This is a genomic window from Sphingomonas sp. AC435, from assembly GCF_979253005.1.
Genome location: NZ_CEEDCJ010000004.1, coordinates 20728 through 39299 on the forward strand (window position 1 = coordinate 20728; position 18572 = coordinate 39299).

Here is an 18572-nt window from a genome sequence, read left to right on the forward strand (position 1 = left end):
GCCGTTATGCCTTGGCTTGCGCGATCACCGACGCCAGGGCGCGGGTGGCGAGGGGCAGCTTGAAACCATTGTCTTCGGTCGGCGTCGCACCGCGGAAGGCGCGCGCGGTCACCGCGGCGGCTCCCTGCGGCAGCAGCGCATCGGCCGCCTCGACGCGCCAGGGTCGCGGGGCGACGCCGCCGAAGGCGACGCGACCGGTGCCGTCCGGCTGGATGACGGCGGCAACCGACACCAACGCATAGGCATAGGATGCACGGTCGCGGACCTTTTCATAGAAGTGCTTGCCGCCGATCGGGCGCGGCAAGGTGACCGCGGTGATCAGCTCACCCGGCTTCAGCACGGTGTCCAGATCGGGACGATCGCCCCACAGGCGGTGGAAGTCTGCGATCGGGATCGCACGGCGCGCGCCGGTGGCATCGACCGTCTCGATGACGGCATCGAGCACGCGCATCGCCACCGCCATGTCGCCGGGGAAGGTGGCGATGCACGAGGTGCTGACGCCGATCACGCCGAGCTGGCGCGAATAGCCGCCGATCGCGGCGCAACCCGACCCAGGCTTGCGCTTGTTGCAGGCCATGTTGGTGTCGTAGAAATATGGACACCGGGTGCGCTGGAGCAGATTGCCGGCGGTCGACGCCTTGTTGCGCAACTGGCCGGAGGCGCCGGCGACGATCGCGCGGGTCAGGACGCCATAGTCGCGGCGCACGCGCGCGTCGGCGGCAAGGTTGGTGTTGGTCACCAGCGCGCCGATGCGCAGCCCGCCGTCCGCGGTCTTCTCGATCGCGTCGAAGCCGAGGTCCTGAACGTCGACGAGATGCGTCGGCGTCTCGACCTCGATCTTCATCAGGTCGAGCAGGTTGGTGCCGCCGGCGATGAACTTCGCGCCCGGTCGACCGGCGACCGCACGTGCCGCTGCGCCGGCATCCTTGGCGCGCTCGTAAGTGAAGGCCTTCATGCATTCTCTCCGGCGACGTCCGCCATGGCATCGGCAATGTTGGAATAGGCGCCGCAGCGGCAGATGTTGCCGCTCATCCGCTCGCGCATCTCGACGTTGGTGGCGCGGGGCTTGGCGGTGAGGTCGTCCTGGACATGGCTGGGGACGCCGCGCTTGATCTCATCGAGCACCGCCACCGCCGAACAGATCTGGCCGGGGGTGCAATAGCCGCACTGATAGCCGTCGTGCTTGATGAAGGCGGCCTGCATCGGATGCAGCTTGTCGGGGGTGCCGAGCCCTTCGATCGTGGTGATCTTATCGCCCTGGTGCATCACGGCGAGGGTCAGGCAGGAGTTGATCCGGACGCCGTCGACCATCACGGTGCAGGCGCCGCACTGGCCGTGATCGCAGCCCTTCTTGGTGCCGGTGAGCTGGAGGTGCTCGCGCAACGCGTCGAGCAGCGTGGTGCGCGGGTCGAGGCTCAGTTCGCGGCGCTTCCCGTTGACCTCGAACGATACCGGCAGCGACGCGGGCGCGGGGGCTTGCGGCAGGGGGGCGGCGTCGGATGCCGGAGCAGCCACGACGATCGCCGTGGCCGCGCTACCGGCGAGCAGCCCCCGCCGGGAGAGTTCGACTTCAGAAACGGCGGTCATGAGCGTCTTCCTTTTTGCGAAACCGCGCGTCCGCGGCCGGAACCTGATCCAGATCAACGATGCTGCTTGTTGGTAACGCGACGGTTTCCCGATCGGAGCATGCGGATCGCTCAATGCGGTCATGAACCCGTCTCATGCGTGACTGGTCGCCAGCGTCCTTCGGGAACGTACGATCGCCAATGCGGCCAGCGTGGCGAGCGCGAGCAGGGCGGCGCTGGCGAGGAACTCGGCCAGGGGCCCTGCGCGGTCGAACACGATCCCGCCGACGGTCGCACCCAGCGTGATCGCCAGCTGCACGATCGCCACCATCAGACCGCCACCGGCCTCCGCTTCATCGGGCAGCGTTCGCGCAAGCCATGTCCACCACGCCACCGGGGCCGACGTCCCCGCCAATCCCCAGATCGCCAACAGGACCGCCGTAGCTGCGGTGGATTCACCGAAAACAGCCAGGGCGACGGCTGTCGCCGCCATGATCGCGGGCAGGACGATCAGGGTGCGGTACAGCCTGTCTTCCAACACGCGCCCGATCAGGATCGTTCCGACGAATCCGGACACGCCGAGGATCAGCAGCATCGTCGACAACATGGCGGGTCCGACGCCGGTCACCTGCTCGAGGAAGGGGCGCAGATAGGTGAACAGGGCGAACTGCCCGACGAACAGCAACGCGACCGCGCCCAGCCCGAGCAGTACCGGCGCGCGACGAAGCAGCATCATCATCCCGGTCGCGGTCTGCCGATGCTGCGCGGGCAAGCGCGGCAGTGACAGTGCCTGCCACACCACCGCCCCGACAGCGACGGGCACAACGCAGAAGAACGCGCCGCGCCAGCCGATCAGGCTGCCGAGGAGACTGCCCAGCGGTGCCGCAACGACGGTCGCGAGGGCGTTGCCGCCATTGATGATGGCGAGCGCCTTCGGCACGGACGCGCTTGGCACCAGACGCATCGCGATAGCCGCGGACATCGACCAGAACCCACCGATCGCAAGCCCGAGAAGCGCCCGGCCAATGATGAAGATCGCGTAGCTGGGCGCCAGCGCGACGATCGTACCGGACACGACGAGCAGTGCGGTCAGCATCAGCAGCACGATCCGCCGATCGAGCGTGCCGAGCACCGCCGTCAGCGACAGGCTGGCGGCGACGGCGAAGATGCCGGACACGGCGATCGCCTGACCGGCCTGACCTTCGGTCAACCGAAGCGTCTGCGCGATGGGGCTCAACAGGCTGACCGGCATGAACTCCGACGCCACCAAGACGAAGCTGCACAAGGCGAGAGCATAGACGGCGCTCCACCGGGGAGCGACATCGTGGATGCCTGAACTGTCACCGCCCGCCGGGGCGGTAGAAAGGCTGGCCATGCCGGCGCTCCTGATCTTGAATGGTGTGCCCGGACGGACTCGTGGGGGAACACGGTCCATCCGGGCGGGAGCCCGCTGCGGCAGGTTCGAGGGGCCGAGCAGCGGGCTGCGACCGATGCCAAACTAGGGCCCTGTGATAACGGCGACAATTCCGGGTTAGGTTGATGCTCCCATGAACTCTGCTCATCATCGGTCCGCGACGCGCCGATTTACTCGCCGAACTCGCCGTTCGACGACGCTGAAATCGGCTCATCGCGGCATCAATCCGCGCGTGGATTATCGCCCGCCGGAGGATCGACTAGCGCATCCGACGACATCGGTCGGTAGCGAGGACGTTTCATGAGCAGGGTTTGGTTTATCACCGGTGCCGGAAGCGGACTGGGCGCTGGCACCGCGCGAGCGGCGTTGAAGGCCGGCGACAAGGTCGTCGCGCTGGGGCGGGACATCGGCAAGATCGAACGGGCGTTGCAGGGGGTTCCGGCGGATGCGCTGCTGATCGTCGCAGCAGACGTGACCGTCCCCGATCAGGTGCACGACGCCGTGGCCGCGGCCATCGGACGATTTGGCCGCATTGACACACTGTTGAACAACGCCGGCGGAGGCGTGTTCGGCAATTTCGAGGAACTGGCCTGGTCCGACATCGAATGGCAGTACCAGGTGAACGTCTTTGGTGTCATGCATGTGCTGCGAGCCGTTCTGCCGGTGATGCGGTGGCAACGTTCGGGCCTGATCCTCAACATCAGCTCCGGCGGCGGCGTTCAGGGGTTTGCCCAGAGCACGGCATACGGCGGGACCAAGTTCGCCGTCGAGGGGTTGACGCTGGCGCTGGCGCAGGAGGTCGCGCCGTTCGGCATCCGTGTCGTCCTCGTCGAACCGGGGATGTTCCGTACCGACCTGTTGAACGACGCGTCGGTGCGATACGCAGATCCGTCGATCGACGATTACGCGCATCTGACCCCCGCCCGCGACGCCTGGGCACCCATCGACGGCACGCAAGTCGGCGACCCTGAGAAGTTCGGCGATGTCATGGTGCAGGTCGCCGGCCTCTCCGAACCGCCCCGCATTCTGGCGGTTGGCCGGGACGTGCTCGACATCATCGACTCTGTGACAACGGAACGGCGTGAACAAGCGGCTCTGTACGCGGCCCTCTCGACCTCGACCGATTTCGCCGATGCGCCTGAATAACGGAGGCAAGGAGCAGGATTCTGCATCTATGTTCAAACACCAATGGAAAGTTCGCTTGACGTAAAGCGTGCTTTCCATGACAAGCTACCTTCACATCAAATCGAAGGAGCTCGAACATGCGTTTCTCGCCGGCTCAACGCCGCTACAATCGTCGCGTCATCCTGCTGGCGCTGATCTACGTCACGTTGCTGTTTCCGGCGGTCTACCTGCTCGACCGGCATCTCGTCAGCGGTCCGCTGGCCTACATCGTCGGCATCTTGCCGGCGTTCCCGGTAATCGGTTTCTTCGTGGCCATCGGCGCCTGTCTCGTCGAGGAAACGGACGAGTATCAGCGCATGCTGCTCGTCCGGCAGTCGTTGATCGCCACGGGGGTCGCGATGACCGGCGCGACAATGTGGGGATTTCTCGAAGGGTTCGAGCTGTTGCCGCATCTGGTCGGCTATGCGTGGCCGATCCTGTGGTTCGCCGGGCTGGGCGTCGGTGGCTGCGTCAACAAGCTGATCGAGCGGCGGGAAGCATGAACAACCACCTCCGCGCGCTCCGCGCCGACCGCGGGTGGAGCCAGCAGCATCTGGGCGACCTGCTCGAGGTCAGTCGACAGAGCGTCAACGCGATCGAGACGGGCCGCTACGACCCGTCGCTGCCCCTCGCTTTCAAGATCGCCGAACTGTTCGATCTCGCGATCGAAGACGTGTTCACCAGTCGGTCCAAGGAGCAATGACATCATGATTGCGCATCTGTCCCTCCGCATCGTCGCGAGCATCTTCACGCTGGCCACCGTGCTCGCCCCCACACATCCTCAGGCGCGGCCGGCCGCGGCGGCTTCCGCCGCGATCCAGATGCGGCACATCTCCATCGTCACAATGGGCAGCGGCAAACCGGTCGTCCTCATTCCAGGCTTGTCCAGCCCGCGCGCGGTATGGGACGATGTCGCACCGACCCTGGCGCAGACCCACCGCGTCATTCTGGTCCAGATCAACGGGTTTGCTGGAGACGACCCGCGCGGCAATCTCGCCGCCGGCGTCCTCGACGGGGTGATCGCCGACCTGCACGATTATCTGACTCGGGAGAAGTTGACGGGTGCGGCCATCGTGGGACACTCGCTGGGTGGACTGATCGCGATGAAGCTGGCCATCGTGCACCCCGCGGATGCCGGGCGGCTGATGATCGTGGACTCGTTGCCGTTCTACGGGCGGTTGTTCGGCCCGACGATGACGCCGGAAATGCTGGAGCCGCGGGCCGCGGCGATGCGGGACGCGATCAAGGGCCGCTACGGTCAAGCTGCGGACGTGGCGGGTGCCGAGGCGATCGCCGACCAGATGGCACTCAAGCCGGCGTCCCGTGCGAAGGTGAAGGCCTATGCCGTCGCCAGCGATCCGCGCGTGACGGCGCAAGCGATGTACGAGGATTTGACGGTGGACCTCACGCCGCAACTGTCGCGGATCGGCGTGCCGGTGACGGTGGTCGTCCCCTATCACGATGCCTTGCCGCAGGCCCAAGTCGATGCCCTGTACCGCAGCGCCTACACGGGTACGCCCGATCTGAGCATGGTCGAGATCGGCGATGCCGCGCATTTCGTCATGCTGGATCAGCCGCAACGGTTCGCAGCGGCGATGACCGTTTTTCTCGCCAATTGACGACGACGCCGCGGTCGAGCCGATCGCCGGAGGCCCGGAACGGATCGCCTGCGCGGCTCGCCCGTTGCCGCAGGGCGAGGTCGATACAGGAGATGACATGCTGCGGTCGGTACTGATGGGTCTGGTGGCGGGACAACGGGCGATGACGCCATTGGCCGCGCTGGCCGGTGCGGCGCAGCGGGACACGTTGCCGTACGACAATCCGGAGGCGCGGTTGATGAAGCAACGCGTGCCGACGGCCGGGGCGGTCGTGATGGCGGCGGCGGAAATGGCGGGTGACAAGATGAAGACGGCACCTGACCGGACCGTTGCGCTGGGCCTGCTCGCCCGGACGATCAGCAGCGGTTTCGCCGGCGCCGCGCTGGCCCACCCGGACCGGCGCTGGACGGGGGCGGCGTTGGGTGTCGGTGCGGCGATCGCGTCGTCGTACGGCGGTTTGGCCGTTCGAAAATGGGCCATGCGACGTTGGGGTCAGACGGCGACGGGCTTCGCAGAGGACGCGATCGTTTTTACCGCCGCCAACCTCATCGCCAACGCCAGACCGGTACGCGCCTGACGTCCCCCCAGTGGGGCTAGCGGTTAGGCGTCACTCTCCACACGGTATTGGAAAGATCGTCGGCGATGACGAGGGCACCGCGTGGGTCCAGCGTCACGCCGACCGGCCTACCGCGCGTCTTGCCATCCTTGCCCATGAACCCGACCGCGAAATCGACCGGCTGACCCGCCGGGTGACCGTCGCGAAAGGGAATGAAGACGACCTTGTAACCGGACGGCGCGTCGCGGTTCCAACTGCCATGCTCGCCGACGAATACACCGTCCGCGAAGCGCCCGCCCATGACCGAACTGGAGAAGGCGACACCGAGCGCCGCAACGTGCGCCCCGAGTGCATAGTCGGGGCGGATCGCAGTGGCGACGAGGGCGGGGTTCTGGGGCCGGACGCGGGGGTCGATCGTCTTGCCCCAATAGCTGTACGGCCAGCCATAAAAGCCTCCATCGCGAACCGACGTCAGATAGTCCGGGACCAAGTCCGGGCCCAGTTCGTCACGCTCGTTCGCCACCGCCCACAGGGTTTCCGTACCCGGCTGGATCGCGAGCGCAGTCGGGTTGCGGACGCCGGTCGCAAACGGGCGGTGGGCACCCGTTGCGGCATCGACCTGCCAGATCATCGCCCGATCGACTTCCGCCGCCATGCCACGTTCGGTGATGTTGCTGTTCGATCCGATCCCCACATACAGAAACCGTCCGTCGGGGCTGATTGCCAGCGACTTCGTCCAGTGGTGATTGATCGCGGCGGGCAGGGTGGTCACCGTCGTCGGCGCGCCGTCCGCCCGGGTCTGGCCGTCGCGATAGTCGAAGCGGACCAGCGAAGCTTGATTGGCGACGTAAAGGGAGCCGTCGTGCAACGCGAGACCATAGGGTGCATTGAGCCCCTCGGCGAACACGGCGCGCCCTTCGTACACGCCGTCGCCATCGGCGTCGCGCAGCAAGGTCAGGCGGTCGCCCCCCTTCACGGACGTCGTGCCCTTGGCCTTGATGATGCCCGCGATGATGTCCTTGGGCCGCAATTTGGGGGCGTCGCCGCCGCCCTTGCCCTCTGCCACCAGAATATCGCCGTTGGGCAGCACGAGCGTCTGCCGAGGGACTTTCAGGCCGGTCGCGATCGCCGTGATCGCATAGCCGAGAGGTACGGTCGGCCGCATGTCGCCCCAGCCGACGGGGTCTGCGATCTTCATGCTGGGCAGCAGGCCACGCTGCTGCTCCGGCAGTCCGGGATTGGCGCCGTAGCGGGTCGTGTTCGGCTCCCCGCCGCAGCCCCCGAGAAGTATCGACAGGCCGACGGCGGTCAGGAGGGAAAAGCGCATCATGCCGCCACCGCCGTGCGAGTGCCGGCGAACCCAAGCCAGGTCGCCGCCAGGACGAAGATTGCAACGAGGGCGCTGAGGATCAGCCCCTCCGGCATCGTTGCCCAGGCGTCCTTGGCATGCACCAGCGCGTTCACAAAACCGACGACGAATGTCACCAACAGCATCAGCGCGTACCCGAGCCGACGTCGGCCACGACGATCACGGCGAAGCACCTCCACAACCGCCCACAGCAACGCAAAGCCGCAGAAGACAAGCGCACCGGCGATCAGCCATGACGCGAAGTTCAGCCACTGGACCTCGTACGATCGCGCATAGGCGATATCGCTGAGCAAAGCGCCCAGGAACAGGGGGACGCATCCTCCCAGCAGCACCGCATGCACCGGGTGGAGCGGATGTGTCGGCGTTCGCCCGACGGAGATCGACACGATACCCTGCTACTCCCAATCCATGAGCGATTGACCCGGCTCGGGCCGGCTCGGCGCATGGTTCAAAAATGCCACATCCCCCCGGATGTTCCACGCGTCATCGCAGGCAGTTAGCCGGCGCGGCCAAGGTCCTGCTGTCAGCGCGGGGTGAGTTCGACAAGCGCCGCGCCACTACCGTCGCGCAAGATCCAAAGCGATCCCGCGGGACCTTCCTCTACCTCGCGAACCCGCGCCCCTAGGCCGATGCGCGCGACTTCGGTCGCCGTGTTGCCAGTGACCCTCACGCGGACGAGGCCCTGTTGCGCCAGACCCGCCAGGATGAAATCGCCCGTCCAACCGGCGAATGCGGCGCCGCGATACTGGATCATGCCGCCCGGTGCGATCACCGGAGTCCAGCTGACGAGAGGCGCAGTATAGATCGGGTTCGTGGCGTGGCGGGGGATCGTCGACCCGTCGTAATTGTCGCCCTCGGATACGCGCGGCCAACCGTAATTCCGGCCGCTCTCGATCAGGTTGAATTCGTCGCCACCCGCCGGGCCCATCTCGGATTCGAACAGTCTGCCATCACTGGCGAAGACCAGACCATAGGGGTTGCGGTGGCCCAGCGACCAGATCTCCGCCCGCGCACCCGCCGTTGCGGTGAAGGGGTTACCGGCCGCGGGCGTACCGTCGAGATTGATCCGGACGATCTTGCCCAGCGTTCCGGACAGTTCCTGTGCCGGCGTGCCCTGCTGCCGCTCTCCGCTGCTGATGAACAGTGTCCGTCCGTCGGGAGCGAACGCCAATCGTGCGCCGAGTTGCCCACCGGTCGTCGCGGGTGTCGCCCGCCATATCACGGTGACGTCGTCCAGGCGCGGTGTGCCGCCCGCGCTCAGCGTCGCCCGCGCCACCGCCAGTTGTTGGCCGCCGGTCGCCGGTTCGGCGTAGCTCAGCCAGATGCGGGAGTTCGCGACGAAGCCGGGATCGAGGACCACATCCTGCAAACCGAGCTGACCCGAAAACGCCACCCGCGGAACGCCTGCGACCGGGGCCTTGGCACCTGCCTGAGTAACAAGCTGGAGCTGCCCCGGCTTCTCGGTGACCAGCATGCGACCATCCGGCAGGAACACCATGGCCCAAGGGTTGTCGAACGTCGCGACGACCCGTTGATTGACGGCGGTCACCGTGGGGGAGGGGGCGGGGGTAGGCGAAGGGGTCGTCGTGGCCGAAGGCAGCGGCGTGGGTGTCGCCGGTGCGGAAGCGTCTTCGTCGCTGCCGCCACAACCGGCCAGTGCGACGGCGAGAACGACCGTCATCAATCCCGTTCGGGTCATCGCCTTCACTCCTCGCGGCAGTCGGGGCCGCCATCCATGTCAACGTATGTCGCGTACGGAAGGATGCGGGCGTGTTCGCAAAGGCGATGAACGGTTGCCCGTAAAAGTCAGGTGCCGTTTTCTACAGCAACAGGCGGAGCGGTCGACTCCCGCAACGTCAGTTGCGCCGCCACGGTGACAGGCGCCCCGTCATGGGGTGATTGTCCGAGGTCCGCGATGATGAGGCTGACCGCGCGGGCGGAAACTTCGGCGATGGGTTGCACCACCGCAGTGACAGGCGGGCGCGCCAGGCGGATGATGGGTGTGTCGTCGAAGCTGATGACGGAAAGATCGCGGGGGACGTTCATCCCCCGCTCGCGCGCGACGTCCAGAGTGGCCAGCGTCATCTGGTCGTTGCCGCCGATGATCGCCGTCGGCGGACGCGTGAGGGCGAGCAGTGCCTGCGCCGCCGCCCGGCCCGAGGCGTAGCTGAAATCCCCGTCGCCCAGCAGATCGACCGCCTCCAGGTCGGCCGCCGCCATCGCTTCACGCCAGCCATCGACGCGCCACGCGCTGAGTTCATAGTCATCCGGGCCTGCGATGAAGCCGATTCTGCGATGGCCCTGTTCGATCAGGTGTTCCGTCGCGATCCGTGCGGCACGCGTGTCATCCATGATGAGGCGGATGCCGGGTCCCTCGGTCAGCGAACCGATCCGGGCGAAGCTGATGCCCTGCGCGGCCAGCAGGTTGATGATGAGCGGATTGCCGGAATGCGGCGGCGTCAGGATGACGCCGTCGGGCTGGAGGGCGGCGATCGCACCCATCAGTTCGCGTTCGATATGGTCGCTGTGCGTGTCGACCAGCTCCACGATCATGCGATAGCCGTGCTCGGCGCAGGTCAGCATCCCGCCCAGCAGCATCTGGTCGAGCCAGTCGGTACCCTGACGTGCGCGCCAGTCGGCGATCGTTCGCTCGCGATCGTTGAGTGCGAGGATCAGGTAGGATCGCGATCCCGCCATGCGCTGCGCGGCGATAGAGGGCACGTAGCCGAGCTTGTCGATCGACGCCTGTACCCGGCTGGCCATTTCCGGGCGGACACCGGGTTCCTTGTTGACGACGCGGCTGACGGTTTGCAGCGACACGCCCGCGTCGCTCGCCACGTGTTTGATCGTGACCGCCTGCCGCCGCTTCGCCATCTAACGCGCCGGGCCGCAGTAATTGGCGACGTAGGCGGCATGATCGGGCAGGCTGTCGACCGTGGCGTTGGTATGATCGCGCAGACCGGTCAGCAGGCGGGCCAGCTCGTCGTCGCGCAGCTTGGTGGCGATCGGGTGATAGCTTTCGGGGACGATGCCCTGACCGAGCATCACCTGCACCCAGCTGTTTTCCGCGAACAGTTCCTCATTCTTGCGGAACACGCGCCCGGTTTCGCGGAACAGTTCGATCTTCTGTTCCAGCGTGTCGGGGATCGGCATCGCGGCGCATTGCCGCCAGAACGTGCTGTCCCGCCGCTCCGTCGCCTTGTAGTGCAGGATCAGGAAATCGCGGATCTGGAGCATGTCGGTATGCTGCTGATCGTTGAACTCCGCCACGTCGCGCGGGCTGATGCCGGTCGACGGGAACAGCCGCAACAGGCGCAGGATCGCGCGCTGGATCAGGTGGATGCTGGTCGACTCCAGCGGCTCCATGAACCCGCCCGCCAGCCCGATCGCGATACAGTTGCGATGCCATTGCCGGCGCCGTGCGCCCGTTACGAAGCGGAGCATGTTCGGCTCCGTCAGCATCCGCCCCTCGACGTTGCCGAGCAGCCGTTCCAGCGCGTCGTCGCGGTTCAGATAGCGGCTGCAATAGACGATACCGTTGCCGGTCCGGTGCTGGAGCGGGATGCGCCATTGCCAGCCGGCGTCGTGGGCCATCGCGCGGGTATAGGGCAGGGCGGGGCGGACGCTTTCCGTCTGGACGGCGATGGCGGAATCGCACGGCAGGTAATGCGACCAGTCGTCGTAGCCGGCATGCAGCGCCCCCTCGATCAGGAGCGCGCGAAAGCCCGTGCAGTCGAGGAACAGGTCGCCCTCGATCCGCTGGCCCGAGTCGAGCAGCAGCGCGGCGATGTCGCCGCTTTCCCCGTCCAGATCGACCCGCGCGATCCTGCCCTCGATACGGATCGTGCCGTCCTGTTCGGCCATGCGGCGCAGGAAGCGCGCATACAGCGTCGAGTCGAGCTGGTACGCGTAGTTCATGCGGTCGTCGGGCAGGTGCGCGAACTTGCCCTGCAACGCGGCCCGCAGTTCCAGGCAGTAATCGTCGTATGGCTGGAGGTGACCGCGGCTGAGCCCGTGCATCCAGAAATGCTGGAACCCCGCCGACCAGTGATCCTTGCCGGTGATGCCGAAGGAGTGGAAATAGCGTTCGCCACGCTGCTTCCAGTCGTCGAACAGGATGCCGAGTTTGAACGTCGCCTGCGTCTCGCGCATGAACTCGGCTTCGTTGATGCCGAGCAGCCGGTTGTAGGTGACGAGCGGGGGAATGGTGGACTCGCCGACGCCGACCGTGCCGATCGCATCGGATTCGACGAGCGTGAGGTCTACCGTCCGTCCCATCGTCCGCGCGATCGCGGCGGCCGCCATCCAGCCCGCGGTGCCGCCCCCGGCGATGACGACGCGGCGGATACCCGGCTGCGTCATCGACTGAGCGCCCTTAACAGGAACGCGCGCAGCTTCCCGGCGGTGTCAGGGGTCAGGGGCGCGAGCACGCCGCGCGCCGGTTCCGGAATATGCGCGGTGACCTCCGCTCCGCTGTCGAAGACATAGTGATCGAACATCTCGCGCCAATGGACCTTTTCGTCGTCGGGGAGGTCGCGGATCGCGAGCATCGCGTGGTTAAGCGCATCCTGGGCCTGCCCCAGCCAGCGCGGTGCGTCGCGCCACCAATAGTTCACGAGGACGTTGAACGGCGCCAGCGCCTCGACATGATGCCACCACATCGCCGGGATGTAGAGCGCGTCGCCGGCGTCCAGCTCGGCGACCTGCGCATGGTCCAGCGCCTCGCGGAAGCGGGGATAGGCGGCGAAGTCGGGATCGTGGAAGTCGACCATGCTGACCGCCCGACCGGCGGGGGTGCTGTCGACGGGGCCGAGGTACAGGTTCCGGAACTGGTCGCGCGGAAACAGCGTGAACCGGCGCTGTCCCACGGCAACGCAGGCGAGATTGTGCGGCACGTCGTTATGCGCCGCGATCCGCGTCGGCGTGCCCATCCAGATGCTGGCAAGCGGCGTCCGGTCGCCGAGATCGACATGGTTCGCCTCGTACAGCCCGGCAAAGAACTGGAGCATGTCGATCGAGGCGAGATAGATCGACGGGGCGCCGTCGACGCCTTCGTTGGCGTCGATGCGGGCGAAGATGTCCGGGAGCTTCGCCGACAGCGTCTGGAAGTTCATGCCGCGCGCGTCGTCGTAGAACAGCCGGCCGCCGCTGTGCGGCTGGCCGACCGATACCGCGAACGGCACCGGCCGTGCGAACCCGGCGATGTGATCGCGGGCCTCGCGCGAGGATCGCTGCCCGGCCTGTACCAGCGGCCAGTCAGCGATCAAGCCACGGACGACAAACGGCGTCGTCGCCTCGCGCAGCAGTGCGTCCAGTGCCGCAGGGGTGCCCGCGACGACGTCGCGGACCGGCGGCAGGCTGGCGAAGATGCCGGGGCTGCGGTCAGCCATTCCGCCGGTTCTTGCGTGCGATCAGGTCGCCGATATTGCCCAGCGACGCGAGGGCCATGAACATCGGCATCAGATAGCCGGCCGCGTGCAGCTCGCCGATGATCGCGGGGTCGAGCCTCTCCAGCTTCTCTTCGTCGATGATGTGATAGCCGACCAGCCGGTGCTGCGCGCCGTCGTCGAGCGTGACGTCCAGCGTCAGCGGTTCGAGGAGGTCGTAGCGGCGGAGCGCCGCGAAGAAGTCGGAGGAAGCGACATAATCCTCGTCCAGCGCGCGCAGCTGGTCGGCGATGCCCTCCAGATACGGGGTCGGGCGGCCGGTATCGTCGAAGACCCGCATGCCCTCTCCGCCACCGATGCGCGGGCTCGCCATGTCGATATGAACCTGACGAACCGTCGAATCCCCGGCGCCGCGGCCGACGAGGAAGGGCTGGCTGTCGATCGCGAGCGGGCGATACCGTGCGTCCCAGCGGCCGTTATCGAGGAACAGGTTCTCCCCAACCTCGAACCCGAACATCGCCAGCGCGGTGAAGCTGTCGGTCGCGTGATCGCGCTGGAACAGGATGGGGTAATGCGCCTGCACGCGGCGGAATTCGCTCGGCACGGTGATGCAGGCCATGACGGCGTCGCCCAGTTCCGCCGCGCGTTCGGTACGGATGCGCAGATCGCGGTGGTCGTCGGGGGTGAGGATCGCGTGGGACATCAGCAGATCGGTTCCGGGATAGGCCGTGCGCTTGCGAGCAGGGCGTCGAGATAGGCACGGTTGGTCGGCAGGCCGGCCGCGAGTGCCCGCTTGCGCCGCTCGACCTGCGCCATCGCAGCATCGACGCGCGCGCGGCTCCCCGTCGCGATCGGCCCGCGCGGCGGCGGCGGAAAGCCCATGCCGTACAGTACATATTGGTAGCTGGCGGCGGGAAAAACCTCGTCGGTCATCGGGAAGTCGGCACCGGAGGGCGGCTGGTGACGCCACAGCGCCAGGAGCTCGCCGAGCCGTCCGGGGATCGACGCCGGGTCGCGGTGGTCGCGCCAGTAGGGCTCGTCGCGCTCGCTCAAGACGTAATGCAGCTTCAGGAACTCGACGATCCGGTCCCAGCGATAGCGGAACCGCGCGTTGAAGCGAACGGCGTGGATCTCCATCGCCCCGCGCGTGGCGGGGAAATTGTCGAGCAGCGCGTCGAGCGACAGTTCGATCAGCACGATCGCGGACGCTTCCAGCGGCTCCAGGAAACCGGCCGACAGGCCGATGGCGATGCAATTGCGTTCCCAGAACCGCTCGCGATGCTGCGACTGGAATCGAAGTTGCCGGAACGACGCCGCGCCCGCGCCGGGCAGCGTCGCGCGCAGATAGCGCGTCAGCGTATCCGCCGCCGCATCGTCGCTCATATGCGCGGACGAGTAGACGCAACCGATGCCGCGGCGTGTCGGCAGGCCGATGTCCCAGATCCATCCCGCTCCGTGTGCGGTCGCGTTGGTCTGCGACGCGATCGGGGTATCGAGCGCGACGGGCATCTGCACCGCCAGCGCGCGGTCGTTGAACAGCTCGCGACCGCGATCGATCGTCGCGATGCGGAAGTGATCGCCGATCAGCATCGCCGCCTGACCGGTGCAGTCGAGGAAAAGGTCGCCGTGGATCGTGCCCGACGCGCGCGTCCGCACGCCGGCGATGTCGCCGTCGTCGGCGGCATCGATCCCGACGACGTGGTCGCGGACATGCCGTACCTTCAGGCGTTCCGTCGCATGGCGCATCAGCGTCGCGGCGAGCTTCCCGGCGTCGAGGTGATAGGCGTAGTTCAGCGTCCCCGCATAATCGTCCATCGCGCGCTGACGCGGAGCGAGGTCGCGGACGGCGATGTTTCCTTGCACGCCGACCGCATCGGCGAACGCGCCGCCGGCGTCCGCCCATGCCGCGACGATGTCGCGCGGGTCGCCGTCGACCGGCGGGGTGAAGGGGTGGAGGTAGCTGTCGTCCTTGGCACCGGTTCGCCAGCCGTCGAAGCGGGAGCCCTGTTTGAACGACGCATCGCAGGCGGTCAGGAATTCGGCCTCGCCGATGCCGATCCGCTCCAGCGTGCGGCGCATCGTCGGCCACGTGCCCTCGCCGACCCCGATCGTCGCGACCTCCGGCGATTCGATCAGGGTGACGTGCAAAGGATGCACCGCCGTCCGGTCCGCACGCGCCGCGATCAGGCACGCGGCGAGCCAGCCGGCCGTACCGCCGCCCACGATCACGATGTTGGCGATCGACCGGTCCATCGTCTGCCTGTCTGCTTCCTCCACCCGATCAGCTTATGCGGGACGGACGCGCGCCGGAACAGCCGTCCTGTGGACGATCCGTTCCGGCGCGCGGTCCTTCAGCGGATCAGAAGCTGAAGCGGACGCCCGCGGCATAGCGTGCGAAGCCCGGCTGCGCGAAGGTGACGAAATTGTCCGATCGCCGATGCCCGCGCCGGCCCTGTCCGGTGAGGTTGATGGCCTCGCCGAAGACGGCCAGCCCCTCGGTCACCTGCACGCTCGCGCTGGCGTCGATCTGGCCATAATCCTCGACATAGGTGGGGTCGGGATTGCCGCCGGCGTAGAATTCGGCACGCCAATTGTATGCGATACGCGCCTGGATGCCGTTCTTGTCGTAGAACGCCACCGCGTTGGCGCTGTCGCTCAGCCCGGCGAGCGCGAACTGGCCGATCGACGGGTTGGCGGCATTGTTGAACCGCGCATTGCCGTTGACGATCGTGTAGTTGAGGATAACGCCGAGGCCGGTGTTCCAGAAGTTATGCTGGATGGCGAACTCGAAGCCGTCGATCGTCGCCTTCTGATCCGAATTGAACGGCGTCGCGATCTGGAAATTGACCAGTCCGTCTTCGGGCAGACCGAAGATGTTGCCGTTCAGATACTCGACGCCGCCGATCGTGGAGCTGCCGGTGACCTGGGTCGATCCCGGAAAGTTGCGCAGGATGTAGTCGCGGATGCGGATGACGTCCGTAGTTCCGCCCAGTGCCGCCTGCGCTGCACGGAAGCGGGGACCGTCCGCCGGGTTGCGCAGGTCGAAGGCGGGCTGGTCGATCTGTTGCGAGTTGATGAAGTTCGACACGCGTTTGCGGAAATAGCCCGCCGACATGTAGCTTTCGGGGCCGTAATACCATTCCGCGGAGACATCGATGTTCTTCGACAGGAACGGCACCAGGTTCGGGTTACCCTGATTGCCGCCGCCGCCGACGATGCCGAATTGACGGTTGAGCGTCAGACCGCCCTGAAGGCTGGTATAGTCCGCACGGGTGATCGTGTGGCTGTACGAGGCGCGCAGCTTCACGTCGCGCAGCGGCGACACGTCGACGTCGATCGCGGGCAACCAGTTGTTGTAATTGCCCTTCACCTTCGTGAAGTCGGCGTTCTGCGAATAGATGATGCCGAACTCACCGGCCGCCACCCACTGCGTTCCGATCGGGATCGGGATCAGCGCGGACGAACTGACGGTCGTCTCGTCATAACGAACGCCGGCGATGACGTGCGCGTCGCGGGAGAACAGGTCGAACGTGTTGTTGAACTGCACGAACGGCGAGATCGTTTTCTCGGTGATCCGCCGGTCGGTATCGTACGGGGCGAGGCAGTTGCCGTCGCCTCCGCAGATGTTGAACTTCTGGTCGAGCAGCGTCGCAAGACGTTCGAAGTTGAAGCTGTAGAAGGCCGGGATGATCCCGTCCTTCGCGCCCGAGACGCCCTTGAACTTGTCGGGCAGGGTGACGAGCTGGAAGATATCGTCGGGCAGGTCGGCGGGCGTTCCGACGCCGCCCCAGGTGTCGTTCTGGACGAACCCGTAGGCCGATCGAACCTTGTTGTTCACGTACGATACGCCGAAGTCGATGGAGTCGAGGAACGCGCCCTCGTGGTCGTAGTGTCCCTTCAGCTGAACCTGATTGATCCGGTCCTTGAAATACGCGTTGCGGAACGAGTTGCCGGTGGCGTTGATGTTGCCGGCGTTCAGCGGGTCGATGCCGGGATACATGGTGTACGAGATGATCGGCAGATCCTTCTCGAAGTTCACGGTCTGGTCGGCGACGCCGAAGATCGCATTGCCGATCGACGTGCTGGTGCCGAACTGGTTGGTCGGGCGTGACTCTGCGGTGGAGTGATGCGCATCGAGCGACACGGTGACGCCGCCCGGCGCCTCCCACGTCAGATTGCCGCCGAGCGACTTGTTCTCGGACAGGTTGGCGGTCAGCGATCCGCTGTACGACAGGTCCTTACCCGGCCCGAACCGCTCCGTGTAGAAGATCGGGCCGGCGGCGGGACCGTCGGTCCACGCGCTGGACGTGTCGGCGAAGTTGAACCAGATGCCGACGCTGTTGTCGCGGGCGACGACCTTGTTGCGAGAATAGGTGAAGTCGACGGTCGCGGTCAGCGAGTCGAAGGGCTTCGCCTGCAACACGACCTGGCCGTTGATCCGCTCGCGGTCGATGTCGGTCAGGTTGTAGGCGGCGCTCTGCGGCACCTCGTAGACGTCGTTCTGGCCGGGGCGGTTGGTGACGTTCTGCGACCCGGGCTGACCCGCCTGCGGCAAGGTGCCCCAGTCGTTCTCGGATCCGAGGAACGCATTGCCGAACCCGACGCTGCCCGTGTTCGTGCTCGCCTTGCGCTTCTGGTAGACGCCGGTCAGCAGGATGCCGATGCGATCGTCGGCAAAGGTGCTGCTGATGATGCCCGATACTTCGGGCGTGATCGGGTCCTTGCCGTTGCGCGAGCTGTCGAGCACGCCCTTGGCGGCGATGCTGCCGCGCAGGCCGGGCTTGTCGAGCGGCCGCGGCGTGCGGATGTTGATCGTCGAGCCGATACCGCCGGACGGCACGGCGGCGCGGCCGGTCTTGTACACCTCGACCGCAGCAATCCCTTCCGACGCGAGATTGGCGAAGTCGAACGAGCGCGACGCGGGCGGGCTGGCACCGTCGCCCAGCGTCGATGTCGGCAACTGGCGGCCGTTGAGCGTGACGAGATTGTATTCGGGGCCGAAACCGCGGACCGTTACGGTCGATCCTTCGCCGTTCGATCGGTCGATCGACACGCCGGTGATGCGTTGCAGCGATTCGGCGAGGTTGGTGTCGGGGAACTTGCCGATATCCTCGGCCGAGATCGCGTCGACCACGCCCTGACCGTTGCGCTTGATGTCGATCGCCTCGCGCAGCGACGCGCGGATACCGGTGACGACGATGTCGTCGGTGACCTCGTTGGGATCGGCGGGGGTCGCCTGCGGCTCGGTGTCGGCAGGGCCGGGGTTGCCGACCGTGGCGGCGGCGTCCTGCGCCAGCGCCGTGCCGGGCACTGCAGCCAGAGCCAGGACCGACGTTCCGATGACGAAGTGCGAAAGCGAGCGAGCGGCGAAGCTGCGCATGAGTAATCCCCTCCCCAGTGTTCGACGCTATGGATGCGCCTCTCTGTGAACGTTCACTTTTCCGGATCGGCTGGGCTTGTCAAGCATGACAACGCAGTCATGGGAACGTTCATGTGATTTTGTTCAGCTGTGGCTGCGG

At 66.4% G+C, this 18572-nt stretch carries 17 protein-coding genes; 5 read left to right on the top strand and 12 right to left on the bottom strand.

The annotated features are described in order from the left end of the window. Window positions 1-4: 4 nt before the first annotated feature. From AC0CH8_RS09180 to AC0CH8_RS09190, 3 genes are all read right to left on the bottom strand, one after another. Window positions 5-955 carry an FAD binding domain-containing protein gene (locus tag AC0CH8_RS09180; RefSeq protein WP_465239619.1) on the bottom strand — a complete coding sequence of 317 codons (951 nt, stop codon included), beginning with the start codon at window positions 953-955 and terminating at the stop codon, window positions 5-7. After that, window positions 952-1587 (bottom strand): aldehyde dehydrogenase iron-sulfur subunit PaoA, encoded by a 636-nt coding sequence (paoA, locus tag AC0CH8_RS09185; protein WP_465239967.1) that lies wholly within the window; start codon window positions 1585-1587, stop codon window positions 952-954. The genes AC0CH8_RS09180 and paoA overlap by 4 nt, the downstream gene beginning before the upstream one ends. A gap of 132 nt (window positions 1588-1719) precedes the next feature. Then, window positions 1720-2940, bottom strand: coding sequence for an MFS transporter (locus AC0CH8_RS09190; RefSeq protein ID WP_465239620.1), 1221 nt, complete (start codon window positions 2938-2940; stop codon window positions 1720-1722). A 339-nt stretch (window positions 2941-3279) separates the two neighbouring features. On the opposite strand from AC0CH8_RS09190, the gene AC0CH8_RS09195 reads away from it, so the two are divergent. From AC0CH8_RS09195 to AC0CH8_RS09215, 5 genes are all read left to right on the top strand, one after another. Continuing rightward, window positions 3280-4125 carry an SDR family NAD(P)-dependent oxidoreductase gene (locus tag AC0CH8_RS09195; RefSeq protein ID WP_465239621.1) on the top strand — a complete coding sequence of 282 codons (846 nt, stop codon included), beginning with the start codon at window positions 3280-3282 and terminating at the stop codon, window positions 4123-4125. A 116-nt stretch (window positions 4126-4241) separates the two neighbouring features. Next, the gene (locus AC0CH8_RS09200; protein ID WP_465239622.1) at window positions 4242-4646 is read left to right on the top strand and encodes a hypothetical protein; all 405 of its coding nucleotides are present in this window, start codon (window positions 4242-4244) and stop codon (window positions 4644-4646) included. After that, window positions 4643-4846 (top strand): helix-turn-helix transcriptional regulator, encoded by a 204-nt coding sequence (locus AC0CH8_RS09205; protein ID WP_465239623.1) that lies wholly within the window; start codon window positions 4643-4645, stop codon window positions 4844-4846. The genes AC0CH8_RS09200 and AC0CH8_RS09205 overlap by 4 nt, the downstream gene beginning before the upstream one ends. 4 nt (window positions 4847-4850) lie before the next feature. Continuing rightward, window positions 4851-5762, top strand: coding sequence for an alpha/beta fold hydrolase (locus AC0CH8_RS09210; RefSeq protein WP_465239624.1), 912 nt, complete (start codon window positions 4851-4853; stop codon window positions 5760-5762). A 97-nt stretch (window positions 5763-5859) separates the two neighbouring features. Further along, window positions 5860-6318 (top strand): DUF4126 domain-containing protein, encoded by a 459-nt coding sequence (locus AC0CH8_RS09215; protein WP_465239625.1) that lies wholly within the window; start codon window positions 5860-5862, stop codon window positions 6316-6318. A gap of 16 nt (window positions 6319-6334) precedes the next feature. On the opposite strand, the gene AC0CH8_RS09220 is transcribed toward AC0CH8_RS09215, so the two are convergent. The 9 genes from AC0CH8_RS09220 to AC0CH8_RS09260 all read right to left on the bottom strand — a co-directional run bounded on the left by AC0CH8_RS09220 (window position 6335) and on the right by AC0CH8_RS09260 (window position 18433). After that, window positions 6335-7627: a PQQ-dependent sugar dehydrogenase gene (locus tag AC0CH8_RS09220; RefSeq protein ID WP_465239626.1), complete on the bottom strand. Its 1293-nt coding sequence runs from the start codon at window positions 7625-7627 to the stop codon at window positions 6335-6337. Further along, on the bottom strand, window positions 7624-8052 hold the full coding sequence (locus AC0CH8_RS09225) for a DUF2231 domain-containing protein (protein ID WP_465239627.1): 429 nt from the start codon (window positions 8050-8052) through the stop codon (window positions 7624-7626). Before AC0CH8_RS09225 ends, AC0CH8_RS09220 begins: the two co-directional genes overlap by 4 nt. A 137-nt stretch (window positions 8053-8189) precedes the next feature. Then, window positions 8190-9365, bottom strand: a complete 1176-nt coding sequence (locus tag AC0CH8_RS09230) for a PQQ-dependent sugar dehydrogenase (protein ID WP_465239628.1) — start codon at window positions 9363-9365, stop codon at window positions 8190-8192. Window positions 9366-9472: 107 nt separating this feature from the next. Then, a complete protein-coding gene (locus AC0CH8_RS09235; RefSeq protein ID WP_465239629.1) occupies window positions 9473-10540 on the bottom strand; it encodes a LacI family DNA-binding transcriptional regulator in 1068 nt (355 codons plus the stop codon). Continuing rightward, entirely contained in the window at window positions 10541-12028 is a 1488-nt protein-coding gene (locus tag AC0CH8_RS09240) for a tryptophan halogenase family protein (protein WP_465239630.1), read from the bottom strand. Next, window positions 12025-13056, bottom strand: a complete 1032-nt coding sequence (locus tag AC0CH8_RS09245; protein ID WP_465239631.1) for a cupin-like domain-containing protein — start codon at window positions 13054-13056, stop codon at window positions 12025-12027. Before AC0CH8_RS09245 ends, AC0CH8_RS09240 begins: the two co-directional genes overlap by 4 nt. Continuing rightward, entirely contained in the window at window positions 13049-13756 is a 708-nt protein-coding gene (locus tag AC0CH8_RS09250) for a SapC family protein (protein WP_465239632.1), read from the bottom strand. Before AC0CH8_RS09250 ends, AC0CH8_RS09245 begins: the two co-directional genes overlap by 8 nt. Next, on the bottom strand, window positions 13756-15306 hold the full coding sequence (locus AC0CH8_RS09255; protein WP_465239633.1) for a tryptophan halogenase family protein: 1551 nt from the start codon (window positions 15304-15306) through the stop codon (window positions 13756-13758). The genes AC0CH8_RS09250 and AC0CH8_RS09255 overlap by 1 nt, the downstream gene beginning before the upstream one ends. Window positions 15307-15412: 106 nt before the next feature. Then, window positions 15413-18433, bottom strand: coding sequence for a TonB-dependent receptor (locus AC0CH8_RS09260; RefSeq protein WP_465239634.1), 3021 nt, complete (start codon window positions 18431-18433; stop codon window positions 15413-15415). Window positions 18434-18572: the final 139 nt, after the last annotated feature.